Here is a 14149-nt window from a genome sequence, read left to right as displayed (position 1 = left end):
GTCTATGCTGATGTTTTGCCTTACTTGGGGGATGAACTCAATGGCTTCGGTGGAAAGGACAGCCTACCCGCTCTTGCCCAGTCAGTTGCCAGCTAAGGAGCTGCATCGATGCTATTCCCTGTCTGATTCAGAGATCGAATGGGTCAATAACACCGCTAAGAGTCCAGCGCTATCGATTGGGCTGGCAATCCAACTAAAGGTGTTTCAGCAGCTACACTATTTTGTTCCGTTCGAGGAGCTTCCTCAGGAGCTCATCAGTCATGTCCGACAATGCCTTCGCTACGGCGCACGAATAGCTCCGCGCTACAGCAACCCCCGCACCCTTTACCGACACCAAGCGGCGGTTCGGCAGTACCTGCAGGTTACACCCTTCTATAGCAGCGACGGGCTAGCGATCACTGAGGAAATCGCACGTGACTGCGCTGTAGTGCTTGAGCAGCGAGTCGATCTCATTAATGCCATGCTTGATGAGCTGATTCAGCGTGGCTATGAGCTTCCGGCTTATTCGACGCTCAACAACATCGCAGAAACCGCTTTGGCGAGTGCTCAGGAAGTTACCTTCAACCTGATCGTGCTCCGAGCGCCAATCGAGGTGATCTACAAGCTAAAGGAGCTGCTCGACACGGATTTCGGGCGTCGGCAGAGTGACTTCAACGCACTCAAGCAGGCACCCAAGAAGCCTTCCCGCAAGCACCTGGAGGTGTTGATCGACCACCTGGCGTGGTTAGAGAGCTTCGGAGATCTGGATGCCATTCTTGAGGGGGTCGTCGATGCTAAGATCCGCCACTTCGCCACCCAAGCCGCCGCGTCGGACGTCGCCGAGCTGAAGGACTGCTCGCTGCCGAAACGCTACACACTGATGCTGGCCTTGATCTATCGGATGCGGGTGCGAACTCGGGATCACCTGGCCGAGATGTTCATCCGACGGATTTCGACGATCCACAAACGCGCCAAGGAGGAGTTGGAGCAAATCCAGGCGCGGCAACGCCAGAAGCTGGAGCAACTGGCGGCCACCCTGGATGGCGTGGTGCAGATTCTTGTTCAGGAACCGGATGACCAGGAGGCTGGCAGTCTGATCCGGGAATTCCTCTCTCCCGATGGCAACCTGGATCGGTTGCGCGAGACTTGCGCCGAAGTCCAGGCTACGGGCGGTAACAACTACCTGCCGCTGATCTGGAAGCACTTCAAGTCCCATCGCTCGCTGTTGTTCCGTCTGAGCCACCTTCTTCAACTGGAACCCACGACTCAGGATCGCTCACTTATCCAGGCGCTTCAGCTCATCCAGGACAGCGAAAATCTACACCGCGAGTGGATCGACGAGCATGTCGACTTGTCGTTTGCGTCGGAGCGCTGGGTTAAGGTCGTGCGTCGTCCTGCCAGTGAAGGGCCACCTACCAACCGGCGCTATCTGGAAGTCTGCGTGTTCTCTTACCTGGCCAGTGAGCTGCGCTCGGGTGATATGTGCGTGCTGGGGTCGGAATCTTTCGCCGACTACCGTAAGCAGTTGCTGCCCTGGGAAGAATGTTTCCATCGTCTACCGGCCTACTGCGAAAAGGTGGGGCTGCCTGGCACGGCGAAGGAGTTTGTCGCCTCCCTCAAGATTCAGCTGGAGGAAACCGCGCAGCATCTGGATGAAAAATTCCCTTCTTGCCGAGGTGACGTATCGATCAATGAAGCCGGCGAACCGGTGCTACGCCGAGTGATAGCGCGGGACATCCCGCCTTCGGCCATCTCGCTACAGACGGCGCTTATGCAGCGCATGCCGGCCAGGCACGTGCTCGACATCATGGCCAACATTGAGCATTGGATTCAGTTCACTCGGCATTTCGGGCCGATGTCCGGCAACGAGCCAAAGCTCAAAGAACCGGCCGAGCGCTACCTGATGACGATCTTCGCCATGGGCTGCAACCTTGGCCCCAACCAGGCCGCACGGCATCTGGCCGGTAATGTCACGCCGCACATGCTGTCCTATACGAATCGCCGCCATCTCTCGCTTGAGAAGTTAGACAAGGCTAACCGCGAGCTGGTGGAACTCTATCTGCAACTTGACCTGCCCAAGCTCTGGGGCGATGGCAAGGCGGTGGCCGCGGACGGTACGCAGTTCGACTTCTATGACGACAATCTGCTGGCCGGCTACCACTTCCGCTATCGCAAGATGGGGGCCGTGGCGTACCGACACGTGGCCAATAACTACATCGCGGTGTTCCAGCACTTCATCCCGCCTGGTATCTGGGAGGCAATCTATGTGATTGAGGGGTTGCTCAAGGTCGACCTCAGCGTCGAACCCGATACGGTGTACTCTGACACCCAGGGCCAGTCGGCCACGGTGTTCGCCTTCACTCATCTGCTGGGCATCAATCTGATGCCGCGTATCCGCAACTGGCGCGACCTGGTGATGTGCCGGCCAGATCGCGGCGTTTCGTATAAACACATCAACCGTCTGTTCACCGACACCGCCGACTGGCACCTGATCGAAACCCACTGGCAGGATCTGATGCAGGTCGCGTTGTCAATCCAGGCCGGCAAGATTTCCTCACCTATGCTGCTGCGCAAACTTGGCTCCTACAGTCGGCGCAACAAGCTCTATCATGCCGCGCAAGCGCTGGGCAGCGTGATCCGGACGATCTTCCTACTCAACTGGATCGGCAGCCGCGAGTTGCGCCAGGAAGTCACCGCCAACACCAATAAGATCGAGTCCTACAACGGCTTCTCTAAGTGGCTGTCCTTTGGCGGTGACGTGATCGCCGAAAACGATCCGGACGAGCAACAGAAACGCCTGCGCTACAACGACATGGTGGCCTCGTCGGTGATCCTGCAGAACACCGTGGACATGATGCGCATCCTGCAGAAGCTCGCCCGTGATGGCTGGCAGTTCACTGACGACGACGTATCGTTTCTCAGCCCCTACCTAACCAGCAATGTCAAACGTTTTGGGGAGTTCAACCTGAAACTCAAACGCCCACCGGAACCCTGGATCAAGGATTCCATTTTCCAGCAGGCTGCGGGATCAATGCGTGCGAAACAGATGTCTGACAGCAACGTTGAGGTGACGAACTGATGCATATCCCGCCAGCTTCGTTCCGCGTGACACCTTATGGGGACGTCGATACCAAGGTACTCGACTCTCTGCGTGCAAGCTACGACACCGCTCAGTTGCTCAACTTGGTCGACCGGCTGGATGCCTGCCTTGCTGAAATCGGAGGGGTCGGCAGCATTCGAGAAGACTTCCTACGCCTGCATGGCATGGCCATGACGGTACTGGAAGGTTTCCCCCTCACTGTGGCTACCAGTGATGTCGACAGTATTTGGGCGCAGGCGATGGCCCTTCAAGAGGATATTTCTGCTTTATGTTCATGCTTGCAGGCGGGTTCTAAACACGTTGCTCCTTTGGCAGCGCTTGCTCCTGACTATCAGGACTAGACTATTCGTGCAAATGGGCTGCCGGCAGACTGAATACAATGGAGGTGCAGAGTAAAACTGATGCTGCAGGACTGACGAGTAACTCTATAGCATCGCTGTACTGTGGGGTGAATTTGACTCTGGGTAGCCGGTTTTGACGCCCTGTAGGCACGCTGCCATCCTCCCGGGCATCGGCCTAGATAAAACTACTGACGAAGCCTTCGGGCTTACATTAGCCACGAGCGGACTTGCATTAAATCTCAATGGACTCACGCTTTCTAAAAAAAACCAGAGCCACTTTCCAGAGGCAAAGATTAGTCGTCGTGACGGGTACTGACCTCTGGTGTGCAGGGGTGATCAGGCTCGGATGCCGCTCTCTTATCCGCGCGCGATATGAAGCGCTGATAGCATTCAAGGCCACAGAAGTGCACGACGTACTCGGTACCTTCCGGCGTCAGTGCGGCGTCAAGGGAAATTTCCTTGCAACATTCGCAGCAACTGATAGTGGGGGTGTCGTTTGCGTTCATGATGGGGTTTCTCCATCGTCCAAGAAAACCTAGTAACTCTTCCACACCTGCGATCGAACCTGCGCGCAGATCGACCTGCGGCTGGCAGTGCAGCAACAATTCCCAACGCTCCCAAGCCTGCCGCAACTCGGCAGCGGAGACCGCGCCGTGCTCCGAGCGGGTCACGCCCGCTTCCGAAAGGCCCGTAGAGCCGCTCTCAGGAAGAGGACGAAGAGAACCGTCAGCACGAGCGTCGCGAGGCTCCAATGCTCGCTGACGAAGGCCCCGGCCGCAGTCCCCGAGAGCAGTAATGCCAGCACCGGCAGATGGCAGGGGCAAGTGAGCGCGGCGAGCACACCCCACGTGTAGGCGTGCCAGCGGGGCATCTTGATTGATTCGGATTGGTTGGTATTACGCATGGGTGTGACCTTCGATGGCACGATGAGTCAGCCCGGCCAACTCCGTTTTCACTGCGTCTAAAGCTGCCAGCCGGGTCGCGATTTGCCCAAGCAAGCGGTCGATACACCCGATCACATCGGTACTATCGTCTGCATCGAGCGCTCGACAGAGCCGCGCCAATTCGTCGAGCCCGATACCGGACTCAAAGGCGGCACGTACGAAGCACAGCCGCGCCAGGGACCGCTCATCGAAAATGCCGTAACCGCTTTCCGTGCGCCGCGCGGGGTGCAGCAAGCCGCGCAGCATATAATCTCGGACTATATGGACACTGACGCCCGCGTCCTCGGCCAATCTGGATATGGAGTAGGCATTCATCGCCGACACTCCCGACCTTCACCGCAAACTGGGGCGCTCAGATATTTCCTTCCGGCTAGGCGCTCAGGTAGCCAGATGAGCAACGGTGCAGCTCCCAGAGCCAGTAGCAGCCACAACCTGGAGAGATGCTCGCCGTTTTGGTCAAACACATAAGCCAATAGCGCACCAACTGCGAGCAACAGGAAGTGAGGCCCCGTTATGTAGCAGTGAAGGCGGCGACAACGCGTGGCGTTGACCAGGCAGGCGCCGCCCATCACGGCCAGCGCGGCGCCTGCTGCCAGGAACAACGCGGGGCGTCGATTAGACAGAACAATCGCTATCGTCGCCACGACGGCAGGCAGGCCCCAGAAGCTGACCAACTGCCATGTCTTGCGTAGGCTGTCGCACCTACCGAGATCGTCTGCCGTGTTGCTCATGTTTCAACCTCCCTCTCTCATTACCCTGCGCAGCAGGACAATTGTTTGACGTCTTTGTTAAAGGTCTGTGCGGCGAGTTTCAGTCCCTCGACCATCGTCAGGTAGGGGAACAACTGGTCAGCCAATTCCTGCACGGTCATACGGTTGCGGATGGCGAGTACCGCCGTCTGGATCAGTTCTCCTGCTTCCGGGGCCACAGCCTGCACTCCCAGCAGTCGGCCGGAGCCCGCTTCGGCAACCAACTTGATGAAACCCCGCGTGTCGAAGTTGGCCAACGCGCGCGGCACGTTGTCCAGGGTCAAGGTGCGGCTGTCGGTTTCGATCCCGGCGTGCTGCGCTTCGGCTTCGCTGTAGCCGACGGTGGCCACTTGCGGATCGGTGAACACCACGGCCGGCATGACGTCGAGATTGAGCTTGGCCTCGCCGCCGGTCATGTTGATTGCCGCGCGGGTGCCAGCCGCTGCCGCGACGTAGACGAACTGCGGTTGGTCGGTGCAGTCGCCGGCCGCATAGATATCCGCTGCGCTGGTGCGCATGCGCTCGTCGATCTGGATGCCGCCGCGCTCGTCCAGCTGCACGTCGGCCGCTTCCAGGTTCAGGCCCTGGGTATTGGGCGTGCGGCCGGTGGCGACGAGCAGTTGGTCGGCACGTAACTCACCATGGTTGGTGGCCAGTACGAACTCGCCGTTGGCGTGGGACACCTGGCTGGCTTGCGTTTGCTCCAGCACTTCGATGCCCTCCATACGGAAGGCCTCCGTCACCGCCGCGCCGATGGCCGGGTCTTCGTGGAAGAACATCGCACTGCGTGCCAGGATCGTGACCTCGCTACCCAGCCGGGCGAAGGCCTGCGCCAGTTCCACTGCCACTACGGAGGCGCCGATCACGGCGAGCCGCTTAGGGATTGTATCGCTCGCCAGTGCCTGGTCTGAGGTCCAGTACGGCGTGTCTTTCAGTCCTGGAATCGGTGGAACGGCCGCGCTTGCGCCGGTGGCGACCAGGCAGCGGTCGAAGGCTACGATGTGCTCGCCACCCTCGGCCAGTTTCACGCTGAGCGTGTGGCCGTCCTGGAAACGGGCGGTGCCGCGCAGCACGCTGATCGCCGGCGTGCTCTCCAGGATGCTTTCGTACTTGGCGTGGCGCAGTTCGGCGACACGGTCTTGTTGCTGCGCGAGCAGACGTTCGCGTAGGACGGTCGGCGTCATGGCGGAAAGCCCGGCGTCGAACGGGCTCTCGCGGCGCAGATGGGCCACATGCGCGGCACGAATCATGATCTTGGAGGGCACGCAGCCCACGTTGACGCAGGTGCCGCCGATGATGCCGCGCTCGATCAGGGTGACGCGGGCACCGCCTTCCACCGCCTTGAGCGCGGCCGCCATGGCGGCGCCACCACTGCCGATGACCGCGACGTGGAGCTTGTCGCCCTCTTTCCCGGCGTCAGTGCTGCTCAACCAACCCCGTGCCTTATCGAGCAGGCCAGGACGGGCTTGTACCATGGCGTCTTCGAACGCCGCTCGATACCCCAGGGCCTCGACAGCGGCCTGCATCTGCTCACGGCTTGCGCCCTCGTCGACCTTCAGTTCGGCCTTCCCGCTGGCGTAGGAAACATCCGCCCGATGCACGCCCGGAATCTTCTCCAAGGCCTCTTTCACATGCACGACACAGGAGGCGCAGGTCATACCAATGATTTTCAGTTCGGTCATTTCGTTACTCATTAGATCGTCTCTTGTCAGGTTCACTGGTTTGGCGGCGTCGGACAGGCATCCGGCCCACAACGGCGATGAGCGGGCGACACGAGATCCCATATCGACACCCCAAACATGAGGGCCAGGCCGATATAGAGCAGCCAACCGCTCCGCCAGCCATAAGCCCGCATAAAAAATACCGCTGCCAGTACCAGGGTAGGACCGATCAGGCCGAGCGCAGTCCGTCGCCACTGCCGATGATTGAGCCAGCCGAGGGCATTGACGAGCAGAGCCAGTCCAGCAAACAGAGGCAGCAGCGTGGTGATGAACAGGCCTTCCCACTGGCTCAAAAAGCCCAGACCGAACGCGGCCCCCAGACTAGCAAGGGCGGGAAAGCACATGGCGCAGCCTATGGCAGAAATCAGCACGCCGACGGAGCCGGCTTTGTCACCGATCCGCGTGAACAGATTGAGAGGATTTGCCATCGGAAGTCCCTCCTATTGCTTGACGCTGGACGGATAGCCAGCGTCCTCGGTCGCCTTAGTCAGCGCCAGGGCATTGGTCTTGGTATCGTCGAAGGTGACGATGGCCTCGCGGTTCTCGAAACTCACCTCAGCCTTGGTCACGCCATCGACCTTGGTCAACGCCGTCTTCACCGTAATCGGGCAGGCGGCGCAGGTCATGCCCGGCACCGCCAGGGTGACGGTCTGCGTGGCCGCCCAGACGGGTGTGGCGACCAGGCTGGCGAGGGCTAAGGATGCGAGCAGTTTTCTCATGGTGAACTCCTGATCAGTAGAACAAGGGAAGGATGTAGGGGAAGCCGAGCGCGACCAGCACCAAGGCCGCCACCAGCCAGTACAGCAGCTTGTAGGAGGTACGTACCTGAGGGATGGCGCAGACCTCGCCCGGTGCGCAGGCTTGAGCGGGGCGGAAAATGCGCCGGTAGGCGAAGAACAGCGCCACCAGTGCCGCGCCGATGAAGAGCGGGCGGTACGGTTCCAGCACGGTCAGGTTACCGATCCAGGCCCCGCTGAATCCCAGTGCGATCAGAATCAGCGGCCCGAGACAGCAAGCCGAGGCGAGAATCGCCGCAAGCCCCCCGGCGACAAGAGGGGCGCGCCCGTTTGATGGTTCAGACATGCATTTCTCCTTTCGAGCATTTGATCGATGGTTTAAGGTTAGTCCCGTAGTCATGTACGGAATCAAGCGGTATGAAAAACAATTTGGAAAGCCTGACCATTGGCGCTTTCGCCAAGGCGGCCGGGGTCAACGTGGAAACCATCCGGTTCTATCAACGCAAGGCGCTGTTACCCGAACCGGACAAGCCCTACGGCAGCATTCGCCGTTACGGTGAGGCGGATGTCGCCCGGGTGAAATTCGTTAAATCCGCGCAACGGCTGGGCTTTAGCCTCGATGAAGTGGCCGGGCTGTTGAGGCTGGATGACGGTGCTCACTGCGATGAAGCGCGTGTGCTCGCCGAGCAGAAGCTTGGGGATGTGCGTGGCAAGCTCGCGGATCTGCGACGGATCGAGTCAGTTTTGGAGCAACTGGTTCACGACTGTTGTGCGAGCCACGGGACTGTTTCCTGTCCGCTGATCGTTTCGCTGCATGGGGACAACTCGGGCGTTAACCGAGGATTTCCCGTTGCGTAAGGCGCCCCTGTTGGTCGGCTTGCGCTTAGAAAAAAGCGGCGCTCAATGAGCGCCGCTGAATGGCCAAAGGAGCACTTGCAAAGGGCACAGTTTGGTATTGCTATTTGCCCTCGCGCCTCAGCAGAGTGGGCTCACGTTGCATCTGGTCGAGTAGCACAGGCTCTACTTTGCAGGCGGACAGGCGGGCTGCGCTTCGCTACGGCCTGCCGCCGTGGGGCCCAGTTGCTTAATCTCCTTGACGGTTTCCGCCACCAGGGTCGCTTCAGCCCTCTCGCGTGCAGCAATTCGCTCAATCGCTCGGTCGCTCCCGCCCTCGGCCCATACGGTGGATGACAGCAGAGTCGCACCCACTACCAGCAGCAGTCTTAGGTGTTTCATAACGGCGATCTCCTCTCGGGTTTTCGATCCACGATTCAACTCTACCTCCGTAGTTAAGTACGGAATCAAGGAGAGAGGAGATGAAGGTCCTGGATTATGGCGCTGAGAGGAAATGGCAGGGCTCCGCCATGAAGACGGCGATTGCTTCAGGGCCGTCTAGGGCTGCTGCTGGGTCGTAGTCGTAAATTTTTTCGCTCATTCTGACCTCCACTCGCTGGCGAGTTTTTTAGCCGCTTCAATATCACGGCTTTGGCTGCTTTTGTCGCCGCCGCACAACAGCAAAACGAATTCATCACCTCGCTGCTGGAAATAGGGGTTGGGGGAGCAACGGAACAGAAAGTGCACTTAAGCTCAGTCGCTGCCCCGCAAACCCTTGCAACGTCTGGATAGTTTCGAAAAACGACCGTTTTATGAAACCGTTTCCGCTATCGCGAGGAAAGGTCACCAACACCCGAAAATCAGTGCAATAAACCTTTCTCACGAATCAAAGTTCGTTAATTCGCAGTCGCTGACGAGTAAAACGAACTCTAATTCGGCTTACGTTGGTTTTCAGTTCCATTGCTCCCCAACCCCCGATGTCGCCCGGGTGAAATTCGTAAAGTCCGCGCAACGGCTGGGCTTTAGCCTCGAAGAAGTGGCCGGGCTGTTGAGGCTCGATGACGGCGCTCACTGTGATGAAGCGCGCGTGCTCGCCGAGCAGAAGCTTGGGGATGTGCGTGGCAAGCTCGCGGATCTGCGACGGATCGAGTCTGTTTTGGTGCAACTGGTTCACGACTGTTGTGCGAGCCACGGGACCGTTTCCTGTCCGCTAATCGTTTCGCTGCATGGGTAAAACGCTCTGCGTTGGCCAGTGGTTGTGAAGGGAACCAGCGGACAAGGTCTACGGCTGCCGCGGCTGTGAAGCCGCACCGGTCACCGCCGACAAACCGGCTCAACTGATCGAAAAGAGCATGGCCAGTCCTAGCGTCCTGGCGATGCTGTTGATCACCAAATACGTCGATGGTCTGCCGCTGCACCGCTTCAAAAAAATCCTCGGTCGTCACGGCGTCGATATCCCCCGCCAAACCCTGGCGCGCTGGGTGATCCAGTGCGGCGAGCACCTGCAACCGCTGCTGAATCTGTCTACGAAAACAGCCCGGCGTGCCGCGTCGGCACGAAGGCCGTATTGCGGTGCAAACCAGCGATACGCGTTGGTGCTCGGACGGCTTTGAGTTCCGCTGCGAGGACGGAGCCAAATTGAGCGTAACCTTCGCCCTGGACTGCTGTGATCGCGAGGCCATCGGCTAGGTCGCGAGCCCGACCGGGTACAGCGGCGATGATATCCGCGACTTGATGCTGGAAAGCGTGGAGAGGCGCTTCGGTGATCAACTGCCCGCCACGCCGGTGCAATGGCTAAGCGATAACGGCTCGGCGTACACCGCCGACCAGACGTGCCTGTTTGCTCGACAGATCGGCTTGCAGCCGGTGACCCCCCAGTTCGCAGCCCGCAGAGCAACGGCATGGCCGAGAGCTTCGTGAAGACGATCAAGCGTGATTACGTGGCGCACATACCTAAGCCGGATCGAGAAACGGCACTACGTAACTTGGCCAATCCCTGTGATCCTGCGTGGTCGTCTTACTTTGCCCAACGTCGAGCTGCGATAGACGTGGATTGATTGCCCGGTACTAGACCATGGTGCTGACGAAAGACTTGAGCCGGATGAGGCGCGACTCTCATGCCCGGTTCTTTGGGGGCGGTGGCGCAGTAATGCGCTGCTGTTACCCGACGAAAGTGTACTTAAGCCCTACCATCTTATCTCGGCGCCATAAACCAGGACCTTCATCTCCTCCCTCCTTGATTCCGTACTTAACTACGGAGGTAGAGTTGAATCGTGGATCGAAAACCCGAGAGGAGATCGCCGTTATGAAACACCTAAGACTGCTGCTGATAGTGAGTGCGACTCTGCTGTCATCCACCGTATGGGCCGATGGCAGTTCCGATCGCCTGTACGGTAAGATGATCCAGGCCAACGAGCAATCCATGCGCGAATACGCTAGCGCCCAAGGCAAGAACCCGCCAGAAGTCACTCACTACCGCTATGGCATGAAGCTCGACATCGCCAAGGTCATTCACGTCACGTCGACCAATGGCAACTGCGATGTGATGCCTGCGCAAATGACCTACGAGGATTCGAGCGGAAACCTGCATATTCTGGAGTACCGCGTATCAGGAACGGATTGCAGGAGCCAGCACTGAGCATTGTTGACGTGTTGCTGACGGAAAAGTAATTTTCACGTCACCCTGACGTTATTTTGCATGTGGAAGTATGTAAGAAGCGCACCCGGCTATGCCCGGCGCGCTTCGGCATATACACAACCGCACAATGAAAAATCTGCCAAAACATCAAGAGCGTTTATGAACAACAAGGCCCTGTTGGGACTTTCTCAGATCGTCTTGAGCATCAGCGCTGCGCAGGCTGCAATGGCCGCCGAGGAAAAAGGCGAGGGATTCATCGAAGGCAGCAGCCTGAGCATCCTCAATCGAAATTTCTACTTCAACCGTGATTTTCGCAAAGGCCAGTCCAGCAGTACAGGAAATGGCTACTCGGAAGAATGGGCCCACGGAGTCATAGGCCGATTCGAGTCGGGCTCGGCCAGGCCGAGGACAATTACTCCAAGCTCGGCGGCGCCGTAAAGACCCGTTTCCTGGACACTGAAATCAAAGTAGGCGATGTCTTCCCTGTCACGCCTGTCGTGCAGTACGGCGATTCGCGACTGCTTCCGGAAAGCTTCCGCGGCGTCACCGCATACAACACCAGTGTCGAGGGCTTGGTGCTACAGGGCGGACGCCTGCACGCGATGAGCCAACCCAGCTCCAGCAGCATGCGGGATGATTTTGCAACCTTCTACGCAGGCGAAGTCGGCTCTCCGTGGATAGTCGGCGGTGATTACACACCCAACGACAACCTTGGCTTCAGCCTTTACACCAGTTGTCTCAAGGATGCCTGAAACCAATACTATACCGGCACTACCTGGAGCTACCCGCTTGCAGATGATGTCGCCTTGGTCGGTGGTTTGAATTACTACAAGGCCGTCGATGAGGGGAAGCAGCTCCTCGGCAGTTTTGAGAACGATACCTGGAGCGGCAAGGTCGGCCTCCGTGTCGGGGCGCACACCGGCGAGGGACGGAGACGGCCGACGTGAACCAGATCGCTATTGTGCCTTGCTATCGCCCTTCGGGGACTCCATTCCAATGTGTTGGTTCATGTTCTCCATCATTGTATTGCAGTTTTTCATCATCTTGGACATTTCCTGCATGTCCATCATCGGCATATGGTTGCCGTCCATCATGTGCATGTCCTCACCCTTATTTGTCTCGGCACTGCTTTGGGCGGGGGCTTTGGCCTGTTCGGCAAATCCCGTGGCAACAGTTCCAAGGGCTATGAAGGTAGCAAGGACGGTGTAGGTAATGGCGTTACGCATGGCGACTCTCCTCATCTACGACCTTGGTTTCCAGCCAGGCTGTGTATTGAAGAGTTGATTGCTCCACTGTCCTCCTGTTTGGCTCCTTTGGTTTGGAGGATGGTTTCAGGCGCCTGAGGTAGGCGCCTTTTTCGGTCAACAAGTCTTCGGCTTCATCGCTCTGGACTCTGCGAGCTGGCTTGACAGCACCGCGTTGTCTTGCACGAGAAGCTGCTTTTCTGTGGCCAACTGGCTCAATTGGCTTTCAGTTTGGCTTAAGCGTTCCGCCAGCAGGCTTCGCTCCCGTTCATTGACGGCCAGGTAAGTCCGCGTCTCAGCCAAACGCTGCTCACCTTGGCCATGGCGCTGCTCCAGTGCCTGATGCGACTGTTGCAAGTCGGTGAATTGAAGTAAGACGTGTTCATGCGCAATCTGACTCTGCGCGAGCGTCGCTTGCGTCGTGAGCAGGGTGCTCTCTAGACGATCATGGTCCTGCACCAGGCGTTGTTCCTGCGCCTGCAGTTCGCCCAGGCGGGTTTGCTGCGCGAGCAGACGCTGCCGGAGCGCTGCCAATTCGTGTTCCAGGCGCTGCTGGCGTTGCTCAGTGGCCTGGCGCTCGTCGCTGCGTTGTTGCGCGACCGATGCCTGGTAGTGCTCAAACTGCTCCCGCGCTTGTTGCAGTTGCCGGGTCAGTGCGGCCGCCTCGGCGGCGCGGTCAGCCAGACGTTGTTCGAGCCCGGTCTTTTCACTGCCCAGGCTGGCCAGGGCGATCTCCTGACGCTGCAGGGTGTCAGCCAGCCCCTGGCTGCGCGTAGTGGCTACGGCAAGTGCCTGGGCCTGCTGCTCCTGAACGCTGAGTTGCGCGTCGCGCTCGACGAATGCCTGCTGCAACTGTTCCTGCAACGCGTCGGCCTCTGCCTGGTGAGCCGCTACGGCCTGCTGGAGTTGGACGGCCGCCTCCGCCTGAACTTTTTCGTACAGTCCTTTCAGCGCCAGGACCAGCTCCGCGGGCAATCCCAGTTCGGCCTGGGCCAGCGTGCCGGGATGCGCGGCTTTCCAACGCTTTAACAACGGAGCAATCGTGCTTTTGCTGCCCGTCCCACCCAGGGCGACGCGGATGCTGTCAATGGTGGGGTTGTGGCCCGCAGCCACCAGTTGGGTGGCCGCCTGGGCAACATGCAGGTAGAGGACGCCGGAACGGGCCATGAACACCTCGGATTTTTTCGTACCGTATTATGGAAAACGTAATACAGCAATTTAAGTACAGAATAGCTCAACCTTGAGTAACTGCTGCTTGGCCCACGATAAGCGCGGTTATCGTGAGTTAAGTCATCGCGATCGAGGGTTGTGTCTATAATCTGCGGTACACATGGCCTAAACAGGCGCTTCGTGATGACAGCCGGCAATAATGACGAAAACCTCCCCACCAGGCGGCACGAAGAGCCGACAGTACTTGCGCGTACCCCCGGTACGCTCACCACCCCCGAACAATTGGCTGAGCAACATCAGCGTTTTCTCGCCGCCGCGACAACCGACAACACCCGGCGCACCTACCGCTCGGCCATTCGCCACTTTCTCGCCTGGGGCGGCGTGCTGCCGTGCGATGAAGCCGCGCTGATTCGTTATCTATTGTCTTTTGCGGAAGTATTGAACCCGCGCACCCTGGCCCTGCGCCTCACGGCGCTGTCGCAATGGCACCGTTATCAGGGTTTTCCTGACCCTACCGCCAGCGCCACCGTGGGCAAAACCTTGCGCGGTATTGAGCGGGTGAACGGGCGGCCTCGACAAAAGCCAAGGCCCTGGTCCTAGAGGATCTCGAACGCATCGTGGTGCACCTGAACACGCTCGACGGACTGGCGACACTGCGGGACAGTGCACTGCTCCAGGTCGGGTATTTTGGT

16 protein-coding genes and 5 pseudogenes are annotated in these 14149 nt (G+C 58.8%); 9 read left to right on the top strand and 12 right to left on the bottom strand.

Features of this window, described 5'->3' with window-relative positions; all coding sequences use genetic code 11:
- Positions 1-40: 40 nt before the first annotated feature.
- Both KVQ82_RS30700 and tnpC read left to right on the top strand, forming a co-directional pair.
- Positions 41-3058 (top strand): Tn3 family transposase, encoded by a 3018-nt coding sequence (locus KVQ82_RS30700; protein WP_026140367.1) that lies wholly within the window; start codon positions 41-43, stop codon positions 3056-3058.
- A complete protein-coding gene (gene tnpC / locus KVQ82_RS30695; protein WP_017849612.1) occupies positions 3058-3420 on the top strand; it encodes a Tn3 family transposase post-transcriptional regulator TnpC in 363 nt (120 codons plus the stop codon). Before KVQ82_RS30700 ends, tnpC begins: the two co-directional genes overlap by 1 nt.
- Before the next feature lie 293 nt (positions 3421-3713).
- Here tnpC and KVQ82_RS30690 read toward each other — a convergent pair whose 3' ends face one another.
- The 8 genes from KVQ82_RS30690 to merT form a co-directional block, all read right to left on the bottom strand.
- Positions 3714-3926, bottom strand: a complete 213-nt coding sequence (locus tag KVQ82_RS30690; protein ID WP_032805095.1) for a DUF3330 domain-containing protein — start codon at positions 3924-3926, stop codon at positions 3714-3716.
- Positions 3927-4087: 161 nt separating this feature from the next.
- A complete protein-coding gene (gene merE / locus KVQ82_RS30685) occupies positions 4088-4324 on the bottom strand; it encodes a broad-spectrum mercury transporter MerE (protein ID WP_017849613.1) in 237 nt (78 codons plus the stop codon).
- The gene (gene merD / locus KVQ82_RS30680) at positions 4317-4679 is read right to left on the bottom strand and encodes a mercuric resistance transcriptional repressor MerD (RefSeq protein ID WP_017849614.1); all 363 of its coding nucleotides are present in this window, start codon (positions 4677-4679) and stop codon (positions 4317-4319) included. The genes merE and merD overlap by 8 nt, the downstream gene beginning before the upstream one ends.
- Entirely contained in the window at positions 4676-5095 is a 420-nt protein-coding gene (locus KVQ82_RS30675) for a hypothetical protein (RefSeq protein WP_017849615.1), read from the bottom strand. The genes merD and KVQ82_RS30675 overlap by 4 nt, the downstream gene beginning before the upstream one ends.
- A 20-nt stretch (positions 5096-5115) precedes the next feature.
- Positions 5116-6795: a mercury(II) reductase gene (merA, locus tag KVQ82_RS30670; protein WP_031633059.1), complete on the bottom strand. Its 1680-nt coding sequence runs from the start codon at positions 6793-6795 to the stop codon at positions 5116-5118.
- 32 nt (positions 6796-6827) lie between these two features.
- Positions 6828-7262, bottom strand: coding sequence for an organomercurial transporter MerC (merC, locus tag KVQ82_RS30665; protein ID WP_003131881.1), 435 nt, complete (start codon positions 7260-7262; stop codon positions 6828-6830).
- 12 nt (positions 7263-7274) lie between these two features.
- Positions 7275-7553: a mercury resistance system periplasmic binding protein MerP gene (gene merP, locus KVQ82_RS30660; protein ID WP_003131880.1), complete on the bottom strand. Its 279-nt coding sequence runs from the start codon at positions 7551-7553 to the stop codon at positions 7275-7277.
- Positions 7554-7566: 13 nt separating this feature from the next.
- A complete protein-coding gene (gene merT / locus KVQ82_RS30655) occupies positions 7567-7917 on the bottom strand; it encodes a mercuric ion transporter MerT (RefSeq protein WP_017849617.1) in 351 nt (116 codons plus the stop codon).
- A gap of 71 nt (positions 7918-7988) precedes the next feature.
- Between merT and merR the strand changes: the two genes are divergently transcribed.
- Positions 7989-8429 carry an Hg(II)-responsive transcriptional regulator gene (merR, locus tag KVQ82_RS30650; protein ID WP_003131870.1) on the top strand — a complete coding sequence of 147 codons (441 nt, stop codon included), beginning with the start codon at positions 7989-7991 and terminating at the stop codon, positions 8427-8429.
- 162 nt (positions 8430-8591) lie between these two features.
- Here merR and KVQ82_RS31840 read toward each other — a convergent pair whose 3' ends face one another.
- On the bottom strand, positions 8592-8807 hold the full coding sequence (locus KVQ82_RS31840) for a co-regulatory protein PtrA N-terminal domain-containing protein (RefSeq protein WP_017849619.1): 216 nt from the start codon (positions 8805-8807) through the stop codon (positions 8592-8594).
- 195 nt (positions 8808-9002) lie between these two features.
- Positions 9003-9119, bottom strand: a pseudogene (locus KVQ82_RS31790) (type II toxin-antitoxin system RelE/ParE family toxin); the annotation flags it as partial.
- A 262-nt stretch (positions 9120-9381) separates the two neighbouring features.
- Here KVQ82_RS31790 and KVQ82_RS30645 point away from each other — a divergent pair.
- From KVQ82_RS30645 to KVQ82_RS30630, 5 genes and pseudogenes are all read left to right on the top strand, one after another.
- Positions 9382-9639 (top strand): annotated as a pseudogene (locus KVQ82_RS30645) (MerR family DNA-binding protein); the annotation flags it as partial.
- A 43-nt stretch (positions 9640-9682) separates the two neighbouring features.
- Positions 9683-9928 (top strand): annotated as a pseudogene (locus tag KVQ82_RS30640) (transposase); the annotation flags it as partial.
- Positions 9929-9950: 22 nt separating this feature from the next.
- Positions 9951-10396: pseudogene (locus tag KVQ82_RS31785) on the top strand (DDE-type integrase/transposase/recombinase); the annotation flags it as partial.
- 314 nt (positions 10397-10710) lie between these two features.
- Positions 10711-11043 (top strand): DUF2790 domain-containing protein, encoded by a 333-nt coding sequence (locus KVQ82_RS30635; protein ID WP_033979951.1) that lies wholly within the window; start codon positions 10711-10713, stop codon positions 11041-11043.
- Between the two features lie 159 nt (positions 11044-11202).
- Positions 11203-11963, top strand: a pseudogene (locus KVQ82_RS30630) (OprD family outer membrane porin); the annotation flags it as partial.
- Between the two features lie 36 nt (positions 11964-11999).
- On the opposite strand, the gene KVQ82_RS30625 reads toward KVQ82_RS30630, so the two are convergent.
- Positions 12000-12269: a hypothetical protein gene (locus KVQ82_RS30625; protein WP_033979952.1), complete on the bottom strand. Its 270-nt coding sequence runs from the start codon at positions 12267-12269 to the stop codon at positions 12000-12002.
- A 135-nt stretch (positions 12270-12404) separates the two neighbouring features.
- Positions 12405-13454: a DNA-binding protein gene (locus tag KVQ82_RS30620; protein WP_011154388.1), complete on the bottom strand. Its 1050-nt coding sequence runs from the start codon at positions 13452-13454 to the stop codon at positions 12405-12407.
- A gap of 186 nt (positions 13455-13640) precedes the next feature.
- Here KVQ82_RS30620 and KVQ82_RS30615 point away from each other — a divergent pair, with 186 nt between their 5' ends.
- Positions 13641-14057, top strand: coding sequence for a hypothetical protein (locus tag KVQ82_RS30615; protein ID WP_260688134.1), 417 nt, complete (start codon positions 13641-13643; stop codon positions 14055-14057).
- Positions 14058-14149: the final 92 nt, after the last annotated feature.

This window comes from Pseudomonas sp. AO-1, assembly GCF_019775695.1.
GTDB classification, from domain to species: Bacteria; Pseudomonadota; Gammaproteobacteria; order Pseudomonadales; family Pseudomonadaceae; genus Aquipseudomonas; species Aquipseudomonas parakoreensis.
This window is presented reverse-complemented; position numbering and strand designations above follow the sequence as displayed.

Bases quoted from the DNA above. Each gene is read 5' to 3' on its own strand.
- KVQ82_RS30700 (WP_026140367.1), top strand. From the start codon at position 41: ATGGCTTCGGTGGAAAGGACAGCCTACCCGCTCTTGCCCAGTCAGTTG.
- tnpC (WP_017849612.1), top strand. From the start codon at position 3,058: ATGCATATCCCGCCAGCTTCGTTCCGCGTGACACCTTATGGGGACGTC.
- KVQ82_RS30690 (WP_032805095.1), bottom strand. From the start codon at position 3,926: ATGAACGCAAACGACACCCCCACTATCAGTTGCTGCGAATGTTGCAAG.
- merE (WP_017849613.1), bottom strand. From the start codon at position 4,324: ATGCGTAATACCAACCAATCCGAATCAATCAAGATGCCCCGCTGGCAC.
- merD (WP_017849614.1), bottom strand. From the start codon at position 4,679: ATGAATGCCTACTCCATATCCAGATTGGCCGAGGACGCGGGCGTCAGT.
- KVQ82_RS30675 (WP_017849615.1), bottom strand. From the start codon at position 5,095: ATGAGCAACACGGCAGACGATCTCGGTAGGTGCGACAGCCTACGCAAG.
- merA (WP_031633059.1), bottom strand. From the start codon at position 6,795: ATGACCGAACTGAAAATCATTGGTATGACCTGCGCCTCCTGTGTCGTG.
- merC (WP_003131881.1), bottom strand. From the start codon at position 7,262: ATGGCAAATCCTCTCAATCTGTTCACGCGGATCGGTGACAAAGCCGGC.
- merP (WP_003131880.1), bottom strand. From the start codon at position 7,553: ATGAGAAAACTGCTCGCATCCTTAGCCCTCGCCAGCCTGGTCGCCACA.
- merT (WP_017849617.1), bottom strand. From the start codon at position 7,917: ATGTCTGAACCATCAAACGGGCGCGCCCCTCTTGTCGCCGGGGGGCTT.
- merR (WP_003131870.1), top strand. From the start codon at position 7,989: ATGAAAAACAATTTGGAAAGCCTGACCATTGGCGCTTTCGCCAAGGCG.
- KVQ82_RS31840 (WP_017849619.1), bottom strand. From the start codon at position 8,807: ATGAAACACCTAAGACTGCTGCTGGTAGTGGGTGCGACTCTGCTGTCA.
- KVQ82_RS30635 (WP_033979951.1), top strand. From the start codon at position 10,711: ATGAAACACCTAAGACTGCTGCTGATAGTGAGTGCGACTCTGCTGTCA.
- KVQ82_RS30625 (WP_033979952.1), bottom strand. From the start codon at position 12,269: ATGCGTAACGCCATTACCTACACCGTCCTTGCTACCTTCATAGCCCTT.
- KVQ82_RS30620 (WP_011154388.1), bottom strand. From the start codon at position 13,454: ATGGCCCGTTCCGGCGTCCTCTACCTGCATGTTGCCCAGGCGGCCACC.
- KVQ82_RS30615 (WP_260688134.1), top strand. From the start codon at position 13,641: ATGACAGCCGGCAATAATGACGAAAACCTCCCCACCAGGCGGCACGAA.